The sequence below is a fragment of the Bradyrhizobium sp. 1 genome, assembly GCF_023073315.1.
GTDB lineage: Bacteria > Pseudomonadota > Alphaproteobacteria > Rhizobiales > Xanthobacteraceae > Bradyrhizobium.
In genome coordinates this window covers 436,236-459,727 of sequence record NZ_JADPJH010000002.1, presented here as the reverse complement: position 1 = coordinate 459,727, position 23,492 = coordinate 436,236, and the positions used below count along the sequence as shown (strand labels likewise).

Genomic DNA, 23,492 nt, shown 5'->3' with positions numbered 1-23,492 from the left:
GATGACGCGCAAGTCCGAGAGCAAGTCGCGAGCCGCAGCCTACGCTTCGTCGGTCGGAGCGACGCTGCTGCTGGCCGCCTGTCTGGGTGTCGAGGTTGCGCAGGCGCAGGCGATCATGCGCACGCCCACCATCAGCGTCCCCTCGCGTACGCCGACCATCTCTCCGAGCATCGCTGCGCGGGCGGTGAGCGTCGACCGCGGCCCGCGCACGATCACGACCGCGCGGATCTCTGCGACCCGAATGGGTCCGACGCCGGTGCTGCCCTATGCGCGCTACTCGCCGAACCTCTATCCGGCCTGCACGGCTGCCTACCGCGACGCCGGGGGCGAATGCCTCGCCCGGCCAAATACGGGTGGTGAGGGCACCGGCAAGTCCGGCAAGAAGAGCGTCGGCAAGGGGCGCGGCAACAACACGCCGGTTGCCGTCGACCTGCGCACCATCGCCAACGAATTCGTTGCCGAGATCGACGGCGCGCTGTCGGTGACCGAGGCCGACGCGCTTGCGCGCCGCCACGGCCTCGCGCGCATCGCATCCGAGAATTTCCCGCTGATCGGGGCCACGTTCGGCCTGTTCCGCATCACCGACGGCCGGCCCTCCGAGACGGTGCGGCGCGAATTCGCCACTGACGCCAGCGTGCGCTCGGTCCAGCCGAATTTCCGTTACGTGCTCCAGGATCAGAAATCGGCTGTGCCGACCGAGGGCGATCCGGCACAATACGCACTGGCAAAGCTGCGCCTGCCACAGGCACATACGCTGGCACACGGCGCCAACGTGACGGTTGCCGTGATCGATTCCGGCATCGACGCCAAACATCCCGAGCTCGCCAATTCCATCTCCGACAACTTTGATGCGCTCGGCAGCACCGAGGGACCGCACATCCACGGCACCGGCATCGCCGGCGCCATCGTGGCCCATGCCAAGCTGATGGGCAGCGCGCCCGAGGCGCGCATCATCGCCATCCGCGCTTTCGGCGGCACCACGGGCGGCGCCGAGAGCTCGTCCTACATCATCCTGCGCTCGCTCAACTACGCCGCGGAGCACGGCGCCCAGATCGTCAATATGAGCTTTGCCGGCCCGAAGGATGCCGTGATCGAGCGCGCCATCGCGGCCACCGCCGCGCGCGGGCTGGTGCTGATCGCAGCCGCCGGCAATGCGGGCGCGAAATCGCCGCCGCTTTATCCCGCCGCCAATCCCAACGTCATCGCGGTCAGCGCGACCGACCAGCAGGACAGACTGTTCTCGGCATCCAACCGCGGCAACTACATCGCGCTGGCGGCGCCGGGCGTCGACATCTTCCTGCCGGCGCCGGACGGGAAGTACCAGATGACGTCGGGGACCTCGTTCTCGGCCGCCTATGTCTCCGGCGTCGCGGCGCTGCTGCTCGAGCGCAATTACGCGCTGAAGCCGGAAGCGCTGCGCATGACGCTGGCGAAGACCGCGCGCGACCTCGGCTCACCCGGCCGTGATGATCTGTTCGGCGACGGCGAGGCCGATGCTTTTGCCGCAGTCATGGCTGTTCCCGCCGACAGCGCGACGCCGGTTGCGGCTGTGTCCGGTACAACAAAACGTGAAGATGCGCAGCCACGTCGCGACGAGCCCGGCATCCGCGCGATCGAGCAGCCCTCGCTGTCGAGTGCGGCCGATAAATCCGCGGTTTCTCAGGCGGATAGGCCGGCGACGCGCTAGCGGCTGCGACAACATTGCGCGCCGCGCGATGGTCGAAAAATCGGACGCCGCATTGAACATTCAGCCGGCTGCCACGACCAAATTATGTGGGAGCGGTCATCCCTCCCCATAAGTCATATTAGGCGCGAGCGCCCATCCACCCCAAGCGCCCATATGGCTCGACCCGTCCGGTTGTCCCCCCGGACGGGTCTTTTCTTTTCGGGCATCCGATTCCTCGAAGCGATGTTTCGGATCAGCCTGCGGTTGAGCGGGCGCGGCTGCGCCCATCGCCGACCTCGTTGAGGTCCACCGCAAGCCCGTCATGCTTGTGCGAAGCTTGACTCGGAAATGCCTGAAAACTCCGCACGACTACGGTCTTTCATGACGAACGCCGTGTCGTTGCTGGACAAGTCAAAACTTTTCCACAAAATATTCATGTCGCGTCTAAATTGATTCGTGTGCGTTGCGTCCCCGCGTCCGTATTTCTCTCCTGACGGGCTGGTTCATGACACATCGCCAAAGTGCCGGTCACCGCGACCTTGCGGTGCGCTGGTGCGCTCTCGCCGAGCAGCGGCTGGAACATCTCTCCGAAATGTTCGAGACCGGACGCTGGCGCCGCTATCACTCCGAGATCGCATTCCTCGAGAACATCCAGGAAGCCAAACGCGCCGTCCAGACCTGGCGCGCCATTGCCACCGGCGGGGACGTCGCTGCGGCCGCCGCGAGCGTCACCTCCGCCTTCGGCTGGTCGCCGGCGACCATGCCCCGCGTGTTTCCGCGTGAGCAGGCGCAGGCCGCGCCGGCGCAGACCGTGCAGCCGAAGGCCGTGCACATCGCCGCCGAGACCGCCGTGCCGGTCAGGCTCGATCCCAAGCCGGATGTGCTGGCCGAAGTGACGGAAGCGCCGCTCGCCCCGGCCGCACCGCTTGCGGCGCGCGCTGCGACGGCCTCGTTCACCTCACCTGCCGAGATGCCATCACTCAGGGCCCCCGCCGCGAGGGCACCGTTCATCGCACCTGCCGTGAGGTCGCCAGTCGCCGCGTCTGCCGCGAGGGCGTCACTCGCTGCGCCCGCCGTAAGGCCGCCGCTGGCCACGCCTGCCGCCATGGCAACGCTTCTGCCGCAGTTCGCCCCGCCCGCCGCCGAAATCGTCGCAGCCCCCGAGCGCGTCGTCGAATTCACCTTCAACCTCGACGGGCTGGAAGCGAAGTACCCGCTGCTGCGCAACGCGTTCTGACGTTTGGGAGCTGGACGCGGGGGCCGGTAACTACCGCCGCACCGCATTCCCGCCGATCACCACCTGTGCAAAGCGCTGCGCGCCGTCCGCCGACAGGTCGGACGTCACCGCACGGGCGTGGTCGAGGCCGACCACGGCGCCGCGCGGGGTTTCCGAGATCATGTTGTTGTTGACGAGCGCGGTGCCGGCCCCTGGCACCACGGAGACGCCGATGCCGGCCAGCGCCTTGCGGATCACATTGCCCGTGATCGCGACGTCGCGCAGATATTTGCCCCAGCCGGCGACGATGCCGTAGGACGGCGCGTTCTCGATCACGTTGCCGGTCACGGAGGTGTCGGCCTCGATGTAGATGCCGACGCCGGCGTCGTCATCCGGCGCGGTGCCGATCGGCCGTTTCGGGATCAGATTGCGGATGATGTTGCCCTGGACCACCGCGATGCGGCCGCCTTCGTTGAAATTGCAGACGGAGACGCCGACCGCGGCGCCATCGACCGTGTTGTTGGCGATCACCGCGGCTTCGAATGCGAATTCGGAATAGAGGGCGACCTCGCGGACGTCGCTGACGCTGTTGCCTGATATGTGGATGTTGGAGGCGGAATTGCCGCGCACCGCGGAGTAGTCGCAGTTTCTGATGCGGTTGCCGCGCACGATCACATTGCCGGCGCGGAAGGCGTTGATGGCATTGCCGTACTGGCCCGAGCCGCCCGGCCCGGCCTTGATGTCCTCGATGCGATTATCCGTGACCAGCGTGCCGTCGTCGCCGATCGCGTTGCGCAGGATCTCGATGCCGTTGTCATTGGTGCCGATGATGGTGTTGCGCGACACGCTGAGCCCCTTGGCGTCGAACGAGACCACCGCCGTCACTGCGATGTTGGTGAAAATGTTGCCGGAGATGTCGCCCGAAACCTGCTCGAGCCAGATCCCGCTGCCGCCGGAGTTCGTGATCTCGCATTCGGTGATGCGGACGTCGCGGCCGCCGAGCACATGGATCAGTCCGCGCCGCGTCGGCAGCGGAACGCCGCCGCCGTCGAAAGTGATGCCGGCCAATCCAATCGAGTCGGAACCGTCGCTCTGGATAGCGGATGCCCCGCCGGTGAAGACGAGTTTCGTTGCGCCGCGTACGCCGATCAATTGTGCGCCGTTCGGCAGGCGCAGCAATCCGGTGCGATAGACGCCCGGCGGCAGCGCCAGCGGCATCTGCGTGCGCGCGGCCTCGTCGATCGCGCGCTGGAGCGCACGGGTCTGATCCTCGGCTATACCGGGGCGCACGCCATATTGCGTGGCATCGCGGCCGAGCAGGGACGTCAGCGGCGCCGCGCGCGCGGCGTCGGCCGGCATGGCAAGTGCGCCGGCAATGCCTGCGGTGGAAGCTCCGATGAGATGGCGGCGATTGAGGTCCATGACGCGTCCTCCGGCGGACGCGGGGTCCGCAGCGGATTAGGTAGCGCAGGGCAGTCGGGCTCGTGGGGATTGTTCGCGGTAGGGTTAAATGTTTACCGCACAGACGGTGCCGTAGGGTGGATTAGCGAAGCGTAACCCACCAATGTCTCTGTCAGCGGAAGCAGAAGAGGTGGGTTACGCCTTCGGCTAACCTACCCTACGAAGCGCGCGCCTTCCGCGCCAACTGCACAAGCTCCATCAGCATCGCTTCCCCCGCATCCACCAGCTCATCCAGCGTGATCCGCGGCGCACCTTTGCGGCGCACGGCGCCGCTGCGCGCAAGCAGGGGGATATGGATGAACCCCGCAAGCTGCGGACCACCGGCCCGCACGTTCTCGATCGCGCGCCAGCTCAGGTAGTTGCAGAGATAGGCGCCGGCATCGCGCGAGGAACGCGCATCGATGCCGGTGAGGCGCGCGGCGCGCAGCAGTTTTGCGGTGTGCGGGCCGAACATCATTGCGTCCGCATGGTCTGCGATGCCGCGCTTGCTGGAGCGGGTGTTGGCGGCATCCGGCCACAGCATGGTGACCGCGTTGCGCGCGCGGGTCTCGATGCGCAGGTAAGGCGTGCGGGAAGCGAGGCCGAACATCAGCAGCGCATCCGGCTTCTCCTTTGCGAGCACCTCCGGCAATTGCCGGTCGACCGCGGCATAGGTCACCGGGAAAATGTGGCTCGACAGCGCGACATCGTCGAGCGCGGGGCGTCGCAAATGCGCCAGACGCGCCACCAGCGGCTGCGTCGGATTATAGGGCGCGCCGGGAAACGGCCCGAAGCCGGTGAGGAGAATGCGCAGCTTGTCGCTCATTGCAGCAACTCCAGAATCTTCTCGGCGGCAAGCGCCGGCGTGAGATGGCCTTCGGCGACTTCAGTCTCGATCTTCTTGACCTTCGTACGAACCGACGCCTCACTGCGCAGTCGTGAAAGCATCCGCTGCTCCAGCATCGACCACATCCACTTGACCTGCTGGTCGCGTCGCCGCGCGGCAAAATCGCCGGATGCGTTCATCGCCTTACGGTGATCGAGCACCTTCTGCCACAGCTCGGCGATGCCGGTGCCGGCCAGCGCGGAGTAGGTGACGACAGGCGGATGCCAATGTTCGGACCGCGGCGTCAAAATGTGTAGCGCGCCGCGATAATCGGCGGCGGTGATGTTGGCACGCTTGAGGTTGTCGCCGTCGGCCTTGTTGATGGCGATCATGTCGGCGAGCTCGACGAGGCCCTTCTTGATGCCCTGCAATTCATCGCCGCCACCCGGCAGCATGAGTGCGAGGAAGAAATCGGTCATGTCGCAGACCGCGGTCTCGGATTGGCCGATGCCGACGGTTTCGACCAGCACGACACCGAAGCCGGCCGCCTCGCACAGCAGCATCGCCTCACGCGTTTTCGACGCGACGCCGCCGAGCGTGCCTGACGATGGCGAGGGGCGGATGAAGGCATCGTCTGATGCTGACAACTGCGCCATCCGCGTCTTGTCACCAAGGATCGAGCCGCCGCTGCGCGCCGAGGACGGGTCGACCGCGAGCACCGCGACCTTGTGGCCCTGCTCGATCAGATAGCTGCCGAGCACATCGATGGTCGTGGATTTGCCGACGCCGGGCGATCCGGTGATGCCGACGCGGAACGCCTTGCCGGTGTCGGGCAGCAGCATCTGCACCAGCTCGCGTGCCAGCGCCTGGTGGTCGCCGCGCCGGCTCTCCACCAGCGTGATCGCCCGCGCCAGCGCCGCGCGGCTGCCGGCGCGCAGATCGCGGGCGAGGGATTTGATGTCCAGCGAGGGCTTCTTCTCAGTCATGCCCTGCTTTACAACGCCACGGCGGGGCAGGCGAGGGCCGCCCAGCTAAGGATGTTGCCGCAGCTGGGCGCTCGGGATGAGGTGTCAAATCAGGCCTTCGCAAAACCCGCTGCCTTCATGGCTTGCCCCATCTGGGCGTCGGCCTGGTCCATGAAGGTCGCGAACTGGCCGGCATCGCGCCACACGGTGCCGAAGCCGCGCCTGGTCATGAAATCCCTGAACTCGGGGGAGTCGTAGACCTTCTTCAAGGCCGCGGTCAGCTTGGTGGCGACCTCCGGAGCCAAGCCCTTGGGCGCGCCGATGCCGCGCCATGAGCTGGTGGAATAGTCGATGCCGAGCGTCTCTTTCAGCGTCGGGACGTCGGGGAAGATCGGGTTGCGTGCGAGCGCCATGATTGCGAGGCTGCGCGCCTGGCCGGCCTCGATGGTGGGCCGCGCTTCCGGTACCGAGCAGGTGGTGAGATCGAGGCTGCCCGCGACGAGATCCTGCATGGCCGGTGCTGCGCCATTCGACGCTGACCACGAGACCTGGTTCACCGGCAATCCCATCGCCTGCATCCAGCCGACGAGTGCGAGATGCCAGATGCCGCCTTGTCCCGTGCCCGATGCCTTGAACCTTCCGGGCGCCGCCATCTTGATGGCATCCATGAGCTCCTTCAACGTCTTGTACGGCGATGACGAGGAGACCTGGATGCCCGGCGGGTCTTCGTTCATCAGCGCCAGTGCCGTGAAGTTCCGCGGCGTCAGGTGCGTCAGGGCCTGCCAATGCAGCATCGAGATTTCCACGGTCAGCATGCCGATCGTGTAGCCGTCCGGTGTCGCGGTTGCGATCTCGGCATGGCCGACGACGCCGGACCCGCCGGTGCGGTTGACGACGTTGAATGGCTGGCCCAGCTCCTTCTCCAGGAGCGTCGCGACGACGCGCGCGGTCGCGTCCGTGCCGCCACCCGCACCCCAGGGCACGATCAAGCTCACCGGCCGCGCCGGATAGGCTTGCGCGCGCGCAGGCGTGAGGAGAGCGGAAGTGGCCGCAGCCATAGAAGAGGCCGCGAAAATGCGGCGCGTGATCCCTGACATCAATGATCCCGGCGGCGCCCTCGGGAATCGGGCTCTTGTCGATGCAATATTTTAGGCGGATTTGCGCCGATGTCGCAAGAAGCCGCGCCACTACGTTGTGAGCAAATGGTCCCGTCCAGATTTATTGCTGCTCGTCCGCATCGCCCTTCGGCCGTCCACCGCCGAAAATGCGCGCGCCTTCTGCGGTCAGGAACGGCTTCAACGTCTCCCACGGCACGAATGCGACATATTCGCCCTCGGCGTAGGGGCCGACCGCGTAAGGCGGGTAATGGAAGGTGAGGCCGGAACTCTTGCCGGCTTCGGTTGACGGCGCCAGCGTCACCGCGCCGATCTTGACGAGGCTCGGCTCCACGCTCTTGAACCATTCGTCGGTCGCGGTCTCGCTGGTGTCGCGCTTCTTTTTCTCGGCCCTGAGCGAGACGACCACGGCCTTCACCATCGCCTTCATGGTCGGGCCGCCATCGGCGGTCTCGGTGAAGAACGGCCGGATCGAGATGCGCTTGCTCTCGGCCTTGTCCCAAAGGATCGTGTTCACGTCCGAATTGGGATGGGCGCCATGGGTGTCCATGTAGTCGTTGCGCAGCACGCTGACATAGCGATCGGCGACGACGGAGCGGATTGAATATCTGCGCTCAAAATCCCAGCCGCCGTCCTTGAAGAACTGCGGATCCTCCTTGCGCGAGGCGGCAGCGTCAGCGGCGTTCTTGTCGAGCCACTTCTTGCCCTCGGCAAGGCAATCCGCTGCCAGTGCTGCGTTGGCTTTGATCTTGTCGTCGAGGAAGATGCGGGCGTCGATGCTCTTGGTCTTGATGGCGGCTTCGGGCTTCGGATCGGCCGCGACGGCGGTACTGAACAACGCGCTGCAAGCTGCGACCACAGCGAGCGCGCGCATGAACATTGGCGCGGAAAAAATCACGCAATATCCTTCCTGTCGGAGATTGGTGGCGGCGGAATTACTCCGCCGCCTCGCTATGCCCGAGCCGGGCGTTCAGCTTGCGGATCAGCTCTTCGGCCGCTTCCGCGATCACGGTGCCGGGCGGGAAGATCGCTTCGGCGCCGGCCGCATAAAGCGCATCGTAATCCTGCGGCGGCACCACGCCGCCGATGATGATCATGATGTCGTCGCGGCCCTGCTTCTTCAGCGCGGCCTTCAGTTCAGGCACCGCGGTGAGGTGGGCCGCTGCGAGCGAGGAGACGCCGAGAATGTGCACATCATTTTCGACCGCCTGGCGCGCAGCTTCGTCGGCGGTTGCAAACAGCGGCCCGATGTCGACGTCGAAGCCGATATCTGCGAAGGCGGACGCGATCACCTTCTGGCCGCGGTCGTGGCCGTCCTGGCCGATTTTTGCGACCAGGATGCGCGGGCGGCGGCCTTCGGCCTCCTCGAAGACGTCGATCAGTGTTTGAACCTTCTCGACCTGATTGCCCATGCTGGATGCTTCCCGCTTGTAGACGCCGGTGATGGACTTGATCTCGGCGCGGTGGCGGCCGAACACCTTTTCCATCGCGTCCGAGATTTCGCCGACGGTTGCCTTCGCCCGCGCCGCGTCGATGGCGAGCGCGAGCAGATTGCCGTTGCCTTCGCCGGCCGAGCGCGTGATCGCGGCGAGCGCGGCATCGACGTCCTTCTGGCTGCGCTCGGATTTCAGCCGCGTCAGCTTGTCGATCTGCAAGCGCCGCACATTGGTGTTGTCGACCTTGAGGATGTCGATGGCGGCTTCGTCAGTCGGCTTGTACTTGTTGACGCCGATCACGGCCTGCCTGCCGGCATCGATGCGGGCCTGGGTCTTGGCCGAGGCCTCCTCGATGCGCAGTTTTGGCACGCCGGCCTCGATCGCCTTGGCCATGCCGCCGAGCTCCTCGACCTCCTGGATATGGCCCCAGGCTTTTGCGGCGAGATCGCGCGTGAGGCGCTCGACATAATACGAGCCGCCCCAGGGATCGATGATGCGGGTGGTGCCGCTCTCCTGCTGCAGGAACAGCTGGGTGTTGCGGGCGATGCGCGCCGAGAAATCGGTCGGCAGCGCCAGCGCCTCGTCGAGCGCATTGGTGTGCAGCGACTGGGTGTGGCCCTGGGTGGCCGCCATCGCCTCCACCGTCGTGCGCATCACGTTGTTGAAGACGTCCTGCGCGGTCAGCGACCAGCCCGAGGTCTGGCTGTGCGTGCGCAGCGATAGCGAGCGCGGGTCTTTCGGATTGAACGGCTTCAGCAGCTTCGCCCAGAGCAGGCGCGCGGCGCGCAGCTTGGCGACTTCCATGAAGAAGTTCATGCCGATCGCCCAGAAGAACGACAGCCGCGGCGCGAAGCGGTCGACGTCGAGGCCGGCGGCAAGACCGGCGCGCAGATATTCGACGCCGTCGGCCAGCGTATAGGCCAGCTCAAGGTCCTGCGTCGCGCCGGCCTCCTGCATGTGATAGCCGGAGATCGAGATCGAATTGTATTTCGGCATCTTCGTGGAAGTGTAGGCGAAGATGTCCGAGATGATCCGCATCGAGGGCGCGGGCGGGTAGATGTAGGTGTTGCGCACCATGAACTCTTTCAGAATGTCGTTCTGAATGGTGCCCGAGAGTTTCTCCGGCGGCACACCCTGTTCCTCGGCGGCAGCGACGTAGAGTGCGAGGATCGGCAGCACCGCGCCGTTCATGGTCATCGACACGCTCATCTGGTCGAGCGGGATGCCCGCAAACAGGGTGCGCATGTCGTAGATGGAATCGATGGCCACGCCGGCCATGCCGACGTCGCCGCCGACGCGCGGATGATCCGAGTCATAGCCGCGATGGGTGGCAAGATCGAAGGCGACCGAAAGGCCCTTCTGTCCGGCCGCGAGGTTGCGGCGGTAGAACGCGTTGGAATCCTCCGCCGTGGAGAAGCCGGCATATTGCCTGACGGTCCAGGGCTGGTTGACATACATGGTCGGGTAGGGGCCGCGCAGGAACGGCGCGATGCCGGGATAAGTCTCGAGGAAATCGAGCCCGGCCAGATCCGCCTCGCCATAGGCCGGCTTCACCAGAATGCCCTCGGGTGTCAGCCATGGCTCGGAGCTGCCGGTTGGGGCGCCGGTGGCGCTGCGCTCGAAGGCGACGTTTGCGAAGTCCGGAATGCGGCTCATGGCTTCAACCATATCATAGGCGCTCAATCATGGTCCGGATGCTGATGGCTGACGATGGTCGCCATCTTCTCCGGTCCGTAATTCTGCTGCGTGGTCTGGCTCGGCAGATTGGAGATGCCGACCACCCAGCCGAGGCGCGACTCTGTCCCGTATTGCCGGGTCGGCACCAGCCGGTCGGGGCGGTCGAAGGCGCCGGTCATGATCTCGATCCGGTCGCCGTCGATGCGGCCGAAACTCAAAGGCGTGCCGCAGGCGGCGCAATAGCCGCGGTCGGCGATCGAGGAGGAGCGGAACAACGCCGGCTCTCCCTTGGTCCAGACGAAATCGGTCCGGTTGATATCGGCGAAGGAGGCGAACGGCGCACCGCTCGCCTTCTGGCACATCCGGCAATGGCAGATCGAAATCTTGTTCGGCGCGGCGGTCAGCGCAAAGCGCACCGCGCCGCATTGGCAGCCGCCGGTGAGAACGGGTTTGCTCGCCTCGGTCATGCCTGCTCCATTCGTCGATAGGCGTCCTGCAACGTCGCAAGCGCATCGCCGCCGGCAAAGACAAAACCCGTGACGCCGGCGGCACGCAGCGCCGCCTCGGCATCAGTCGGGCGGCCTGCCAGATAGATATGTCGTGCGCCCGCCGTTTGCAGGGCCTTCGCCGCGGCTTCGGCGTGTTCCGCATAGGCCTTGTCGCTGGAACAAAGACAGGCAAGCCCGGCACCGGAGGCCTTGAAGGCGACGGCCAGCGTGGCCGGATCGGCAAAGCCCTCGCTGTCGACGGCCTCGATACCGCCGGCCTCGAAGAAGCTTTTGGCGAAGGTGGCGCGCGCGGTGAAATCTGCGGCCGTACCGAGATTGGCCAAGAAGACTTTCGGCCGTGCGCCGCGCGCCTTCAGTGCCGCGTCGGATTTGTCGCGCAACGCCTCGAACGGTTCCGCGAGCCGGATCGGCGGCAGCGCGTCAAACTTGTATTTTGGCTCGCCATACGGTGCGAGCGCGATCGGCGTTGCCTTCAGCACCGTCGTCTCGCGCTCATGCAGGTTCGGAAACTCGCTGGCGCCGGTCAGCACGTCGCGGCGCTTTGCGATGTTGGCGTCTCGCGCTTTGCGCGCAGCCGCGACCTTGCTCTGGAACAGGCCTTGCTGAAGGGCGGCAAAAGCGCCGCCGGCCTTCTCGCTCTCCTGGAACAGCGCCCAGGCGGCGTCGCAGAGCTGCGCCGTCAGCGTCTCGATGCCGCCTGCACCCGCGGCGGGATCGCTGACCTTGGCGAGATTGCTTTCTTCCAGCAGCAGGGCTTGTGTGTTGCGCGCCACGCGCCGCGCGAACGGATCGGGCAGCCCGAGCGCCAGCGTATGCGGCAGCACGGTGATCGCATTGGCCCCGGCAAGGCCCGCGGCGAATGTCGCGATGGTCGCGCGCAGCATGTTCACGTAAGGGTCGCGCTGCGTCAGCATGCGCCAGGCGGTATCGGCGGCGACGAAGAGCGGCTTCGGCGTCAGCCCGCACGCGGTCTCGATGCGTGCCCACAACAGCCGCAATGCGCGGAATTTTACCATGGTCAGAAACTGGTCGGCGTCGGCGGAAAGCCGCGCATAGACCATGCCCTGCGCGGCTTCCAACGGAACGCCGGCACCTTCGATCGCGCGCAAATAGGCAACGCCGCAAGCGAGCACGAAGGCAAGCTCCTGCACCTCGGAGCCGCCGGCATCGTGGATCACGCGCCCATCTGCGGACGCGAACGGCCCCTTGAAGCCGAGTGCGGCAAGGCCCTTGATGCCGCCGGTGACGGCGGGAACGATCTCGTCCCAGGTATAAGGGCTGTGGCCCCAAACCGCGCAGGCCGCGAGCGGATCGAGGCCGAAGCGGATGTTGCAGGCGGCGGGATCGATGCTGTTGCTCTTCACATATTCCGCGACATGGATCGCGGCCATCCGCGATTGCGGACCGACCTGGAGTTCGATGCCGATGCCGGCGTCGAGATGAATGTCCTTCAGGATTTTTGCGACGGCATCGGCCGTCGGTTCCAGGCCGAAACCGTAAGCGCCATTGCCACCGGCGAACACCAGCGCGAGTCCGGTCGCGCCATTCTCCAGATCGGTCAGCGCCTGCGCATTCGCGGCCACCGCGTCGGGATGGTCGATCCGCTGCACGATCTGCCAGGGTGCAGTCGCCGGCCGTCCGACCACGGGCGCAACGCCCTTGGCGCGCGGATAGAGCGGATCGATCTTGATGCCGTCATAGGTCTTGCCAACCAGCTTCTCGAACGGCGCGCCCTTCAGCACGCCGTCGACCAGCTTGCGCCAGTCCTCGACGGTCGCCTTGGGGAAATCGGCCGCCAGGGGCAGGTCGTCAATCACGGAGGTCATGCGGCCAGGGGCTCCCGAAAATCTTGTTGTTCGCAGCCGAAATTGCCACGGCCGACCGTCCCTGCAAACGGTTGTTTTTGGTTAACCGGTATCCGGAAGCCGCTCAATGCCTTGCGTCGAGACGCTGGCAAGCCCGTCACGTACACGAATGCCTGATATCACACGGTCCGGCGCGATTTCCGCCAGCGGCACCAGCACGAAGGCCCGCTCGAACAGGCGCGGATGCGGCAGGGTCAGATCGGGCTTCTGAAACGACACATCGTCATAGGCGATCATGTCGAGATCGAGCGTGCGCGGGCCCCATTGCCGCTCTTTGTTGCGCGTGCGGCCGAACTTCTGCTCGACCTTCTGCATCACGAACAGCAGCGCGTGCGGATCGAGGTCGGTCTCGATCTCGACGCAAGCATTGATGAAGGGATCCTGGTCCTCGTCGCCCCAGGGCGGGGTGCTGTAATCCGAGGAGCGCGCGATCATTGCGGCTTGCGCCATGCCGCAGATGTGGGAGATCGCCTTGCGGAATGTCGTGCGGACATCGCCGACATTGCCGCCGAGCGCGATCAGCACGCTCGCCATATCAGGGATGCCGCGCGCGCGTCAGCATGATGCCGACGTCGTCGAAGATCGCCGCGATCGGCGCATGCGGCTTGTGCACGGTGATCTTCACCGCGCGGATGCGCGGGAAGTGCGACAGGATGGCATCGGCCACCGCACCGGCAGCGCGCTCCAAAAGCTTGTAATTGGTGTTCTTGAAGGCCGCCGTCGTGGTCGCCACGACTTCGGCGTAGGACACGGTGTCGGCGAGCTTGTCAGAGCGCGAGGGCTCCGACAGGTCTGTATAGAGTTCGAGATCGATGATAAACCGCTGGCCGACCTCGGTCTCGTGCTCCATCACGCCATGGCGGGCGTGGATCGACAGGCCGGTGACGAAGATCGTATCGGTCATTGCTTGCTCACTGGCTTGCTCTCGATTGCGTTGGCGACCCGCAGGGCCTGCAAGGTCTCGGCGACGTCATGGGTCCGGATGATTTTTGCGCCGCGCTGCGCGGCAATCAGATGCGCGGCGATCGAGCCGGCGAGCCGCCCCGATGGCTCCGACGGCGATACCGAAGCGATGAAGCGTTTTCGCGAGGCACCAACCAGGATCGGCAGGCCGAACATGTCGAGCTCGCCGAGCCGCGCCAGGGCGATCATGCTCTGCTCGGCGGTCTTGCCGAAACCGATGCCGGGATCGAGCACGATTTTCTCGCGCGCGATGCCGGCCTTCGCGGCGATATCCAGCGAGCGCAGGAAGAACGCTTTCATGTCCACGACGATGTCGATGGCGGGATCGGCGCTGTCGCGGTTGTGCATCACGATGATTGGGACAGCTTTCGCGGCGACCAGCCGAGCCATGCCGGCATCGCGTTGCAGGCCCCAGACGTCGTTGGCGATAGCCGCGCCCTGGTCGAGCGCGAAGGCCACCACCTCCGCCTTCATGCTGTCGATCGACACGGGAACGCCGAGCGCCACCACGCCTGCCAGCACCGGCTTCAGCCGCGCAAGCTCGTCCGCCGCCGTAACCGCCTTCGCGCCGGTGTAGGGCCGGGTGGATTCGGCGCCGATGTCGATGATGTCGACGCCAGCCTCGATCATGGCCCGCGCCCGCTTCAGCGCCTGCGCGGGCGCGATGAACTGGCCGCCGTCGGAGAAGGAGTCCGGGGTGATGTTGAGCACGCCCATCACTGCCGGGATCGGTCGTTCCAGCAGTTTCCGCAACGTATCAGCCCCGGCCGAGCCGGCCGGCGGGACGGATGGGGAGGGCGAGGCATTCATGCGGCCCGCTTTAGCGGTCGGGGAGGGGGAGTTCAAGGCGGGAAGGGGGGAATGGTGCTCGAATGAGGCTTGGGTGCGCGTCCCGTTTCGACGCTCTCGTGCCCCGGACGCAGCGCAGCGCTTCTTTAGGGGGGCGCTGCTGAGCCGGGGCTCATGTCACGGGCGAACACTCGCGTAGTATGGGTCCCGGCTCTGCGCAGCAACGCTAAGGGCGTTGCAGCGCGTCCGGGACACGAGACCTATTGTCGAGTTCGCTAGTGAGAGTCCGCCTCAATACGTAATCTTCGGCTGCAGCTTCTTCGCCTTGGCGATGATGTCGCCGACCGACTTCTCCGACGGCAGGATGCGGACGAGCTTCTTCTTTTCGTTGGCGTCCCGCATGCTCTGGGCGAGCCTTGCCGGATTCCGATAGGAGAGCTCGCGCACGGTGGTGACGCCGGCGGCGCGGACGAGGCCGACCTTGGCGCGGCCCATCCCGGGGATGCGCATGTAGTCGGAGACGTTGGCCCATTCGAGCAATTGCTGCTCGCTGATGCCGGTCTTGGCGGAGAGCGCCTTGCGGCCCTTCACCGTCGAGGCCGCATCGAGCAGCGCATCGGTGGTGCGGATTCCCTGTGCCTTCAACTTGTTGGCGGCAAAGGCCGGCAGGCCGTCAATCTCGGAGATCGGATATGTCATGATACTCAATATGAAAAGCGTCGCTCAGGCGAACTGGCTAAGGCCCGGAGTGCCGGCGATGATCTTGCCCATCTGATCCGCTCCGATTTTGTCTCGGCCGTAGCGGAAAAGTTCACGGGCAATGTTCTGAATCTCGGACATGCCAAGGCCCAGGCCCATCAGGCGCGTGCCGACCGCCATCAGGCCGCCGCCCATCAGCCGCGACAGTCCACCGCCGCTCCTGGATGCCTCGATCACCGCTTCCGCACCGGGAATATGATTGATCAGGGCTTCGACGTTCTCGGAAGGACCTTCGTTGCGGAGGAAGCCCAGGATGATGCCGACGGTTTTTTCAGCGACAGCACTATCTACGCTGGCGTTTGTCGCCAGCCGCCCGATCAGCTCGTCCATATGGCCTGCCCCTCAGCCGGTTCACATGCTGGAGTATTGTTTTCGAAAATGATCTTGAGCCGGTGTGATGTGAAATACAAGCGATGAACGCAGCCAACGTTCCGATTCAGTCTCGAACACGCGAAAGGTGTTGCAGCGATGCAAGAGCAGAGATGGAATCAGCAAAAAATTGCCGCGGTGCGAACGCCGCGTTCCTACTTTCGGCTGATGTCGTTCGTTTGCTTCCGGTAATGTCGCATGCTTGAGGCGCGTTGAACGGTTTTAATCGGCGCGACATGCGCTAAACTACGGAACTGGTGCATTTGAGTTTCAATACGCGAAACACCGCAGAGAGATCAGAGAGAATAATGACCGCACAGGACAGCAAGCTCGGCGATACCGACGACAAGATCTTCGTCGGCAAGGGAGACGAGCAGGCATGGCTGACGCTGGCGCTCGCCAATCGCCATGGTCTCGTTACCGGTGCAACCGGAACCGGCAAGACCGTGACGCTGCAAGTCATGGCGGAAGGATTTGCGCGCGCCGGTGTCCCGGTCTTCGCCTCCGACATCAAGGGCGACCTCTCCGGCATCTCCGAGGTCGGAGAAGCCAAAGATTTCATCGTCAAGCGTGCCACGGAGATGGGGCTGACATTCCAGCCCGACCAGTTCTCCACGGTGTTTTGGGACGTTTTCGGCGAGCAGGGGCATCCGGTGCGGGCGACCGTCACCGAGATGGGGCCGCTTCTGCTCGCGCGCATGCTCGACCTGAACGATGTGCAGGAAGGCGTGCTCAATGTCGCCTTCCGCGTCGCCGACGACGCCGGCCTGACCCTCATCGATATGAAGGATCTGCGCGCGCTGCTCGATGCCATCGTGCCGGATGCCGGCAAGAAGGGCGCGGACGCCGAGGAAAGTCCGCTTGCCGACATCAAGAAGGCGGCGCAGGGTTTTGGCAACGTCACCAAGGCCACCGTCGGCACCATCCAGCGCCAGCTTCTGGTGCTGGAGAACCAGGGCGGCACCAAATTCTTCGGCGAGCCGGCGCTGACGCTGAAGGACTTCATGAAGACCGACCGCGACGGCCGCGGCATGGTCAACATCCTTGTTGCCGACAAGCTGCTTCAGAGTCCACGGCTTTACGCGACATTCCTGCTGTGGATGCTGTCAGAGCTGTTCGAGGAGCTGCCTGAAGCGGGCGATCTGCCCAAGCCCAAACTGGTGTTCTTCTTCGACGAGGCGCATCTGTTGTTCAACGACGCGCCGAAGGCGCTGATGGACAAGATCGAGCAGGTGGTGCGCCTGATCCGCTCCAAGGGCGTCGGCGTCTACTTCGTGACGCAGAACCCGGTCGACGTTCCCGACCGCGTGCTCGGGCAATTGGGCAATCGGGTGCAGCATGCGCTGCGCGCCTTCACCCCGCGCGATCAGAAGGCGGTCGCGGCCGCGGCCCAGACCTTCCGCCCCAACCCGAAGCTCGACACCGCCAAGGTGATCATGGAGCTCGGCAAGGGTGAGGCTTTGGTGTCCTTCCTCGAAGGCAACGGCACGCCTGCGATGGTCGAGCGTGTCATGGTCCGGCCGCCATCGGCCCGGATCGGGCCGATCACGCCGGAAGAGCGCAAGGCGATCATGGATGCAAGCCCGGTGAAGGGCAAATACGACACCGCTGTCGATGCAGAGTCCGCCTATGAGATGATCCAGAAGCGCATCGCCGGCACGGCGGCGACGGCGGATGCTCCCGCGGGCGGCGGCGGAGGCATCCTCGGCCAGATCGGCTCGATCGTCGGCACCATCTTCGGCACCAACGTCAAGCGCGGCCGCCTGTCCGCGGGCCAGGTCATCGCGCGTGACGTGACGCGATCGGTGACCAACCAGGTAATCGGAGGAATGGCGGCCAATGTCGGCAAGTCGGTTGCCGGCCAGCTCGGCGGCTCGATCGGCCGCACCCTGGTCCGCGGCGCGCTTGGCGGGTTGCTGCGGAGGTAGGCAAGCCAAGCCCTGTTTGGGGCAATTCGTCTGCCAGGGGCGAGCGCGCGACGGGTACAAATTCGGGTGAGGGGGGTTCTCCAAGCGTCCGTTGGTCTGCTACGTGCTAGATGTTGCCGACTGGATATAATGTGACATCACCGAATCTATCAGACAAACCGGGCGCATTCCGGACCCTCTCGCTGCGTGCGCCGCTCGACCTGCTCTTCGTGCTGTGCTGCCTGATCCTGACCGCTGATGTCCTCGGTCCGGAGATCTTCGGCCACGGCAAGACCAAGGATTATGGGCTCTGGTATTGGGCCGGACAGCAGGTCTTGCAGGGAAGGCCGCTCTATCCGGGCAATCTCAGCGAGTACTTCGAGTTCATCTATCCGCCATTGCCGGCGATCCTGCTGGCGATCCCGAGCTGGTTCGGCAAGATCGCGCTCTACGCCGTCCTGTCGATCCTGAATGTCGTGGCGTGGTGGTACACGGGCATGTTCTCCAATGCCATGACGGGATCGGGCCAAAGGGCCGGCCCGTGGCTGGAAGCTTTACCGGCACTCGTCACCGTGACCTTCGTGTTCGACATGTTCGACCTCGGCCAGCCGAACCTCGTCCTGCTGGCGATGATGCTGTGGGGCTTCTGGTGCTTGCAGCATCAGCGGCCCTGGTTCGCGGGCTTCCTGTTCGCGCTCGCCACCGCCATCAAGGTATTCCCGATCGCGGTGCTGCCTTATCTCATCTGGCGGCGGAAATGGTCGGCCGTGGTCGCGACGGTCGCCTTCACCGGAATCCTTCTTTATATCGTGCCGGCGCCGATCCGCGGCTTCGAGCGCAACGCGGCCGAACTCAAGACCTGGTATCAGGGCATGGTCGGCGCGAGCTCGGAAAAGGGCTTTGGCCAGCGCGACGAGCAGAACTGGTCGTGGGTCAACCAGTCCCTTATCGCCGTGACGCACCGGCTGGTCCGGCCGATCAACTACAATCAGGAAGATCCCAACAAGCCGCCGCGCACGATGAATGTCGTCGACGTCGACTACAACACGGCGAACTTGATCGTGCTGGCGGTGTCGGCGTTGCTCGGGCTCGGCTTCCTCGCGGTGATGCCGCCGCAAAGACGGCGGACGGCGCGCTCGGATGCCGAAGAGCTCGGCATTCTGTTCTGCCTGATGACGGTGGCCTCGCCTTTGGCGCGGCAATACTACTTCATGTGGCTGTACTTCCCGATGACGGTGCTGATGCATCGCGCCGCCTTTGACGAGCGGGCGAATGTGCGCCTGGGAACCTGGCTCGCGCTGGGCGCCGCCGGCATCCTCATGCTGCTGGCGCTGCCGTGGTTTCCCAATGTCATCCAGGCCTGGGGCAATAATCTGATCGCGACCGCCATTCTTGCAGGTAGCCTCGCATGGCACATCCGGCATCCGCCGGTTGCGGCTGGCTCCGAGCCTGCGACAGCGCTAAAACCCGGGACCTCCTAAGACTCGAACGCAGGGAATCCGACCATGGCCAATGCACAGCTTCAATCCGTGCTCGATCACATCGACAAGGATTTTGATAACAGCCTGGAGCGTCTGTTCTCGCTGTTGCGGATCAAGTCGATCTCCGCGGATCCGGCCTTCGCGGCCGACTGCAAGGCGGCGGCCGAGCATCTCGCCAAGGATATCGCGAGCCTGGGCGTCGCAACCGAAGTGCGGCCCACCGCTGGCCATCCGGCGATCGTCGGCAAGACCAAGGGAGACGACAAGGCGGGCGGACGGCCGCATGTGATCTTCTACGGCCATTACGACGTGCAGCCGGTTGATCCGGAAAATCTCTGGAGCCGTCCGCCGTTCGAGCCCGTGGTCACCGACCATGCCGACGGCCGCAAGATCATCGTCGCGCGCGGCGCCGAGGACGACAAAGGCCAGGTGATGACCTTCGTCGAGGCCTGCCGCGCCTGGAAGAAGGTGACGGGCTCGCTGCCGATCGACATCACCTTCCTGATCGAGGGCGAAGAAGAAGTCGGCTCGAAGAACTTTGTCCCGTTCATCGAGGCCAACAAGGACGAGTTCAAGGCCGACTACGTGCTGGTCTGCGACACCGGCATGTGGGACCGCAACACGCCGGCGATCACGACGTCGCTGCGCGGCCTGCTCTATGAAGAGCTGAAGATCACCGCCGCCAATCGCGATCTGCATTCCGGCGTGTTCGGCGGCAGCGCCATGAACCCGATCCGGGTGCTGACCAAGATTCTCGGCGGTCTGTTCGACGACGACAACCGCATCACCATCCCCGGCTTCTACGACGGGGTGCAGGATTTGCCGCCCGATATCCTGGAGCAGTGGAAGAAGCTCAATCTCACGCCGGAGATGTTCTTGAAGCCGATCGGCCTGTCGATCCCGGCCGGCGAAAAGGGCCGGCTGCTGATCGAGCAGGCCTCTTCGCGTCCGACCTGCGACGTCAACGGCATCTGGGGCGGCTATATCGGCGAAGGCTCCAAGACGGTGATCCCGTCGCACGCCTCGGCAAAAGTCTCGTTCCGTCTGGTCGAAGGGCAGGACCCCCAGAAGATCCGCAAGGCCTTTCGCGATTACGTGTCGGCTCGCATTCCCGGCGACTGCAAGGTCGAGTTCGGCGACCATTCGGCCGCGCCTGCCGTTGCGCTCGACTGGAACATGAAGCCGCTTGCGGCGGCCAGCAAGGCGCTGACGGAAGAATGGGGCAAGGAGACCGTGCTGATGGGCTCCGGCGCCTCGATCCCGATCGTCGCCGACTTCAAGCGCACGCTGGGGCTGGACTCGCTGCTGGTCGGCTTCGGCCTCGACGACGACAACATCCACTCGCCGAACGAGAAATACGACCTCCGCAGCTTCCAGAAGGGCATCCGCTCCTGGGCAAGGATCCTCGCCGCGCTGGCGGAGGTGAAGTAAGGGCACGGTGCCGTAGGGTGTGGATTAGCCCGCGGCTGCGCGAAGCGCAGTCAGCTGGCGTAATCCACCAACTTCGTTCCGCATTCTCGGATGCATGGTGGATGACGCTTCGCTAATCCACCCTACGAAGCTCCCCCTCAAATAAAAACGCCGCCCGGAATTGGGCGGCGTTTCATTCCGAAACGTGCAGAGGGTGTTGACGACTACCCTACACGAAATCCCGAAAATCTCAAGACCGGTAGCCCGGAAGCTCGCGGTCGAGCTTGCGGAGCAGCGGCGGCCACACCAGGTTGGTCGCGCGCAGCTCGGCGCGGTCGCGGTTGGCGAGCAGCTCGGTGTTCTTGTCGATCGCGATATCATCCACCGGATAGACCGGGGTGCCCAGCGCGCGGGTGCGAACTTGCATCGAGCAGGCGCGCTCGAGGTGATACATGCGCTCGAAGGCGGAGGCGACCGAGCGGCCGACCGTCATCGTGCCGTGGTTGCGCAAGAGCATGTGGTTGTGGTCGCCGAGATCCTTCTGCAGCCGCGGCCGCTCGTCATGGTCGAGCGCAATGCCTTCATAATCGTGATAGGCGAGGTCGTGGGTGACGAGCTGCGCGGTCTGGTTCAGCGGCAGCAGGCCTTCGGCGCTGCTCGACACCGCGGTGCCGTCGAGGGTGTGGAGATGCAGCACGCAGATCGCGTCCTCGCGCACTTCGTGGATCGCCGAGTGGATGGTGAAGCCGGCCGGGTTGATGCTGTACTCGCTCTCGGAGAGCTGGTTGCCGTGCAAATCGACCTTGACCAAGCTCGACGCCGTGATCTCGTCGAACATCAGCCCGTAGGGATTGATGAGGAAGTGATGGTCGGGGCCCGGCACGCGCGCGGAGATGTGGGTATCGACCAGATCGTCCCAGCCATAGAGCGCGACCAGACGATAGCAGGCGGCGAGATTGACCCGTTGCTGCCACTCGGCCTCCGTCATATCAGACGGCACTTCCTTCAGGCGCGCTTCCGCTGGTGACATGGCAGGTCTCTCCGAAACATCGTTGTTGCGGGGAGGGAGCCTAGTCTCGGTGGAGGTCGGCGGCAAGGCGCCGGGAGCGTGGCAGTTCAGCGTAGCCCGCATGCTTGTCCGCCGTAGCTCGGAGAGCGAAGACGGAAGCGCGAGAAACCCGGATGTCGCTTTCGTTCATCCGGGCTTCGGGCCAGGAGAAAATTATTACGGCGCCGGGATCGAGAGCAGGCTGGAAATGCTGCTGCCGCGGATGTCGTAGACGCGGGCGAATACCACGTCGTCGCGCTTGATCTCGACTAAAACGGGCGCGGTCAGGCCCTTGCAGTAGAACTCGCCGAGCGTCATGGCGAAATCGGCCGCATTGGAATCCCAGCCGATGGTGAAGTCGGGCCCGAGCGCGACCTGCGCCGGACGCTGCGGACCGCACACCGCGACCTTCCATTTGCGGTTGCGCGGCGGCGCTTCCTGGCGCTCGACGAGCTGCTCGCGGAGTTCGTCGGAGGCCTGCTTCAGCGCGAGACCCCAATAGTCCAGCATGAAGCGGTCGTCGGCAGAGCGCACCGTGCCGGCGATGTGGTTGAAATGCGTATATTGATAGGGATGCAGCCGGATCATCTCCGCGAGCGGCAGCGCGAGGCCAAAGCAGAAGGTGGCGAGCACGACCGGCTGCCAGGCGCGATGATTGGCGCGCAGGCGCTCCATGGTCCATGCGAAGGCGACGCCGCCGAGCACCGCCATCGGCGGGATCACGAAGACGAAATGGCGGATGCCGTTGTAGAGCGCCGGACGCTTCACCATCGCGATCGCGAGCGGCAGGGTCGCCGCCAACGTCAGCATCAGGAGGATGGTCTTGCGGCGCGCCGGAACCTCGCTTCGCGGCAGCATGGCGAAGGTGCTGAACACCGCGCCGCCCATCAGCAGCAGCATCACCTCGGACAGCTGAAGCGCGAACAGCGTCGGCAGATAGGACCAGGGCATGTCGGGCACGGACACGATCGCGCCGTCGAACATCTCCTTCCAGGGCTTTTCGAAGAAGTGCGAGAAGTAGGTCAGCGCCTCGAAGGGATTGCCGGGCTCCATGATCGACCACGGCCAGATCAGGCCCATCACGAGATAGCCGAGCGCAAGGCCAGGCAGCAGCACATAGACGACATGGGCGAAGCGGCGGGCTGCTTCGCGGACGCCTTCAGTGCGCAGCTCCTCGAGGAACAGCGGCATGAAGCCGATCACGGCGTAGACCAGCGCGAGCCCGCCGAGGATGCGGCAGCCGAGCGACAGGCCCGCACCCAGACCGACGATCAGGATGGTGCGGGGCGAGGGCTGCGGATACTCCTCCGCGAGCCGGATCAGGCCCAGCATCAGGATGATCATCGCCACCGCGAAGGGCGCATCCTTCGGGTTCATGAACATGTGGCCGTAGAAGATCGGGCAAAGCGCGAGCAGCAGCAGCGCCGCGAGCCCTGCAAGCGGTCCGCCGACGCGGCGGCCGAGCCGCCACGTCACCGAAAGCCCGATCAGGCCGACGATCGCACCGACCAGACGGCGCGTCTCGAACAGCTCTAGCGGGATGACCTTGTGGAGGAGGGCGGCGAACATGTCGAAGCCGCCGCCATACATGTAGAGATTCGCAAAGGAGAGCGCCGCGGTGTCCCTGAAGCCGGAACCGTACATGCGCAGCAACAAGTCGGCATATTCAGCGTGGGTGTAATCGTCCCAGCCGAGCCCGTAGTCGCGGAAGGTCAAGCCTGCGATGACGGCGACCGCAGCCAGCACCAGCATGGCGAGATCGTCGCAAGTCCGTTCGACCGAGCGCCGCAGAGGCGTGTCGATCGCCGAAGTCGTGATGGCTGTCATGGCTATTGGTGACCCGGAATCCCCTCTTGGCCCTGCCGGTGCGCGCGGGCCACTTCCCCGGAATCCCTATAGCGCAGTTCCATTACCAAGTAATTGGGCATTATGGCTAAATTCCTGATGCGACGCAGCAAATCCTTGCAACTGGTGGCACGCTAGCAGTAACGATCCGTAGCTGAAGGGAATGTGAATAAGTCCCTGATTTCCTTCCTCTAAGGAACGCTGCC

Annotated in this window: 20 protein-coding genes; 5 read left to right on the top strand and 15 right to left on the bottom strand. The window is 64.8% G+C overall.

The annotated features are described in order from the left end of the window. Nucleotide 1 precedes the first annotated feature (1 nt). Entirely contained in the window at nucleotides 2-1,687 is a 1,686-nt protein-coding gene (locus IVB29_RS02055; protein ID WP_247501718.1) for a S8 family serine peptidase, read from the top strand. A gap of 484 nt (nucleotides 1,688-2,171) precedes the next feature. Next, a complete protein-coding gene (locus tag IVB29_RS02050) occupies nucleotides 2,172-2,903 on the top strand; it encodes a TIGR03809 family protein (RefSeq protein WP_247501717.1) in 732 nt (243 codons plus the stop codon). A 30-nt stretch (nucleotides 2,904-2,933) separates the two neighbouring features. Here IVB29_RS02050 and IVB29_RS02045 read toward each other — a convergent pair whose 3' ends face one another. From IVB29_RS02045 to IVB29_RS01985, 13 genes are all read right to left on the bottom strand, one after another. Further along, the gene (locus tag IVB29_RS02045; protein ID WP_247501716.1) at nucleotides 2,934-4,304 is read right to left on the bottom strand and encodes a TIGR03808 family TAT-translocated repetitive protein; all 1,371 of its coding nucleotides are present in this window, start codon (nucleotides 4,302-4,304) and stop codon (nucleotides 2,934-2,936) included. A 196-nt stretch (nucleotides 4,305-4,500) separates the two neighbouring features. Beyond that, nucleotides 4,501-5,148, bottom strand: coding sequence for a pyroglutamyl-peptidase I (locus IVB29_RS02040; RefSeq protein ID WP_247501715.1), 648 nt, complete (start codon nucleotides 5,146-5,148; stop codon nucleotides 4,501-4,503). Beyond that, complete coding sequence (gene meaB / locus IVB29_RS02035; protein WP_247501714.1) at nucleotides 5,145-6,134, bottom strand: methylmalonyl Co-A mutase-associated GTPase MeaB; 990 nt, start codon at nucleotides 6,132-6,134, stop codon at nucleotides 5,145-5,147. The genes IVB29_RS02040 and meaB overlap by 4 nt, the downstream gene beginning before the upstream one ends. An 89-nt stretch (nucleotides 6,135-6,223) precedes the next feature. Next, entirely contained in the window at nucleotides 6,224-7,210 is a 987-nt protein-coding gene (locus tag IVB29_RS02030) for a tripartite tricarboxylate transporter substrate binding protein (protein WP_247501713.1), read from the bottom strand. Between the two features lie 121 nt (nucleotides 7,211-7,331). Beyond that, nucleotides 7,332-8,108, bottom strand: coding sequence for an RsiV family protein (locus IVB29_RS02025; RefSeq protein ID WP_247501785.1), 777 nt, complete (start codon nucleotides 8,106-8,108; stop codon nucleotides 7,332-7,334). 55 nt (nucleotides 8,109-8,163) lie between these two features. Then, nucleotides 8,164-10,320 (bottom strand): methylmalonyl-CoA mutase, encoded by a 2,157-nt coding sequence (scpA, locus tag IVB29_RS02020; RefSeq protein ID WP_247501784.1) that lies wholly within the window; start codon nucleotides 10,318-10,320, stop codon nucleotides 8,164-8,166. A 23-nt stretch (nucleotides 10,321-10,343) separates the two neighbouring features. Continuing rightward, complete coding sequence (locus IVB29_RS02015; protein WP_247501712.1) at nucleotides 10,344-10,808, bottom strand: GFA family protein; 465 nt, start codon at nucleotides 10,806-10,808, stop codon at nucleotides 10,344-10,346. Then, nucleotides 10,805-12,676 carry a methylmalonyl-CoA mutase family protein gene (locus tag IVB29_RS02010; RefSeq protein ID WP_247501711.1) on the bottom strand — a complete coding sequence of 624 codons (1,872 nt, stop codon included), beginning with the start codon at nucleotides 12,674-12,676 and terminating at the stop codon, nucleotides 10,805-10,807. The genes IVB29_RS02015 and IVB29_RS02010 overlap by 4 nt, the downstream gene beginning before the upstream one ends. A gap of 81 nt (nucleotides 12,677-12,757) precedes the next feature. Further along, entirely contained in the window at nucleotides 12,758-13,249 is a 492-nt protein-coding gene (folK, locus tag IVB29_RS02005) for a 2-amino-4-hydroxy-6-hydroxymethyldihydropteridine diphosphokinase (RefSeq protein WP_247501710.1), read from the bottom strand. Between the two features lies 1 nt (nucleotide 13,250). Beyond that, nucleotides 13,251-13,619, bottom strand: coding sequence for a dihydroneopterin aldolase (gene folB / locus IVB29_RS02000; protein WP_247501709.1), 369 nt, complete (start codon nucleotides 13,617-13,619; stop codon nucleotides 13,251-13,253). Next, nucleotides 13,616-14,488 (bottom strand): dihydropteroate synthase, encoded by an 873-nt coding sequence (gene folP, locus IVB29_RS01995; RefSeq protein ID WP_247501708.1) that lies wholly within the window; start codon nucleotides 14,486-14,488, stop codon nucleotides 13,616-13,618. The genes folB and folP overlap by 4 nt, the downstream gene beginning before the upstream one ends. A 270-nt stretch (nucleotides 14,489-14,758) precedes the next feature. Continuing rightward, complete coding sequence (locus IVB29_RS01990) at nucleotides 14,759-15,166, bottom strand: DUF4332 domain-containing protein (protein ID WP_247501707.1); 408 nt, start codon at nucleotides 15,164-15,166, stop codon at nucleotides 14,759-14,761. A 24-nt stretch (nucleotides 15,167-15,190) separates the two neighbouring features. Further along, nucleotides 15,191-15,556: a DUF2267 domain-containing protein gene (locus IVB29_RS01985; protein WP_247501706.1), complete on the bottom strand. Its 366-nt coding sequence runs from the start codon at nucleotides 15,554-15,556 to the stop codon at nucleotides 15,191-15,193. A 347-nt stretch (nucleotides 15,557-15,903) separates the two neighbouring features. On the opposite strand from IVB29_RS01985, the gene IVB29_RS01980 reads away from it, so the two are divergent. From IVB29_RS01980 to IVB29_RS01970, 3 genes are all read left to right on the top strand, one after another. Further along, a complete protein-coding gene (locus IVB29_RS01980) occupies nucleotides 15,904-17,523 on the top strand; it encodes a helicase HerA-like domain-containing protein (RefSeq protein ID WP_247501705.1) in 1,620 nt (539 codons plus the stop codon). A gap of 131 nt (nucleotides 17,524-17,654) precedes the next feature. Continuing rightward, entirely contained in the window at nucleotides 17,655-18,983 is a 1,329-nt protein-coding gene (locus tag IVB29_RS01975; RefSeq protein WP_247501704.1) for a glycosyltransferase family 87 protein, read from the top strand. A 24-nt stretch (nucleotides 18,984-19,007) separates the two neighbouring features. Beyond that, nucleotides 19,008-20,414 carry a M20/M25/M40 family metallo-hydrolase gene (locus IVB29_RS01970; RefSeq protein WP_247501703.1) on the top strand — a complete coding sequence of 469 codons (1,407 nt, stop codon included), beginning with the start codon at nucleotides 19,008-19,010 and terminating at the stop codon, nucleotides 20,412-20,414. A gap of 229 nt (nucleotides 20,415-20,643) precedes the next feature. Here IVB29_RS01970 and IVB29_RS01965 read toward each other — a convergent pair whose 3' ends face one another. Together IVB29_RS01965 and IVB29_RS01960 are read right to left on the bottom strand one after the other, a co-directional pair. Next, nucleotides 20,644-21,423 carry a class II aldolase/adducin family protein gene (locus IVB29_RS01965; protein ID WP_247501702.1) on the bottom strand — a complete coding sequence of 260 codons (780 nt, stop codon included), beginning with the start codon at nucleotides 21,421-21,423 and terminating at the stop codon, nucleotides 20,644-20,646. 195 nt (nucleotides 21,424-21,618) lie between these two features. Further along, the gene (locus tag IVB29_RS01960) at nucleotides 21,619-23,268 is read right to left on the bottom strand and encodes a glycosyltransferase family 39 protein (protein WP_247501701.1); all 1,650 of its coding nucleotides are present in this window, start codon (nucleotides 23,266-23,268) and stop codon (nucleotides 21,619-21,621) included. Between the last annotated feature and the right edge of the window lie 224 nt (nucleotides 23,269-23,492).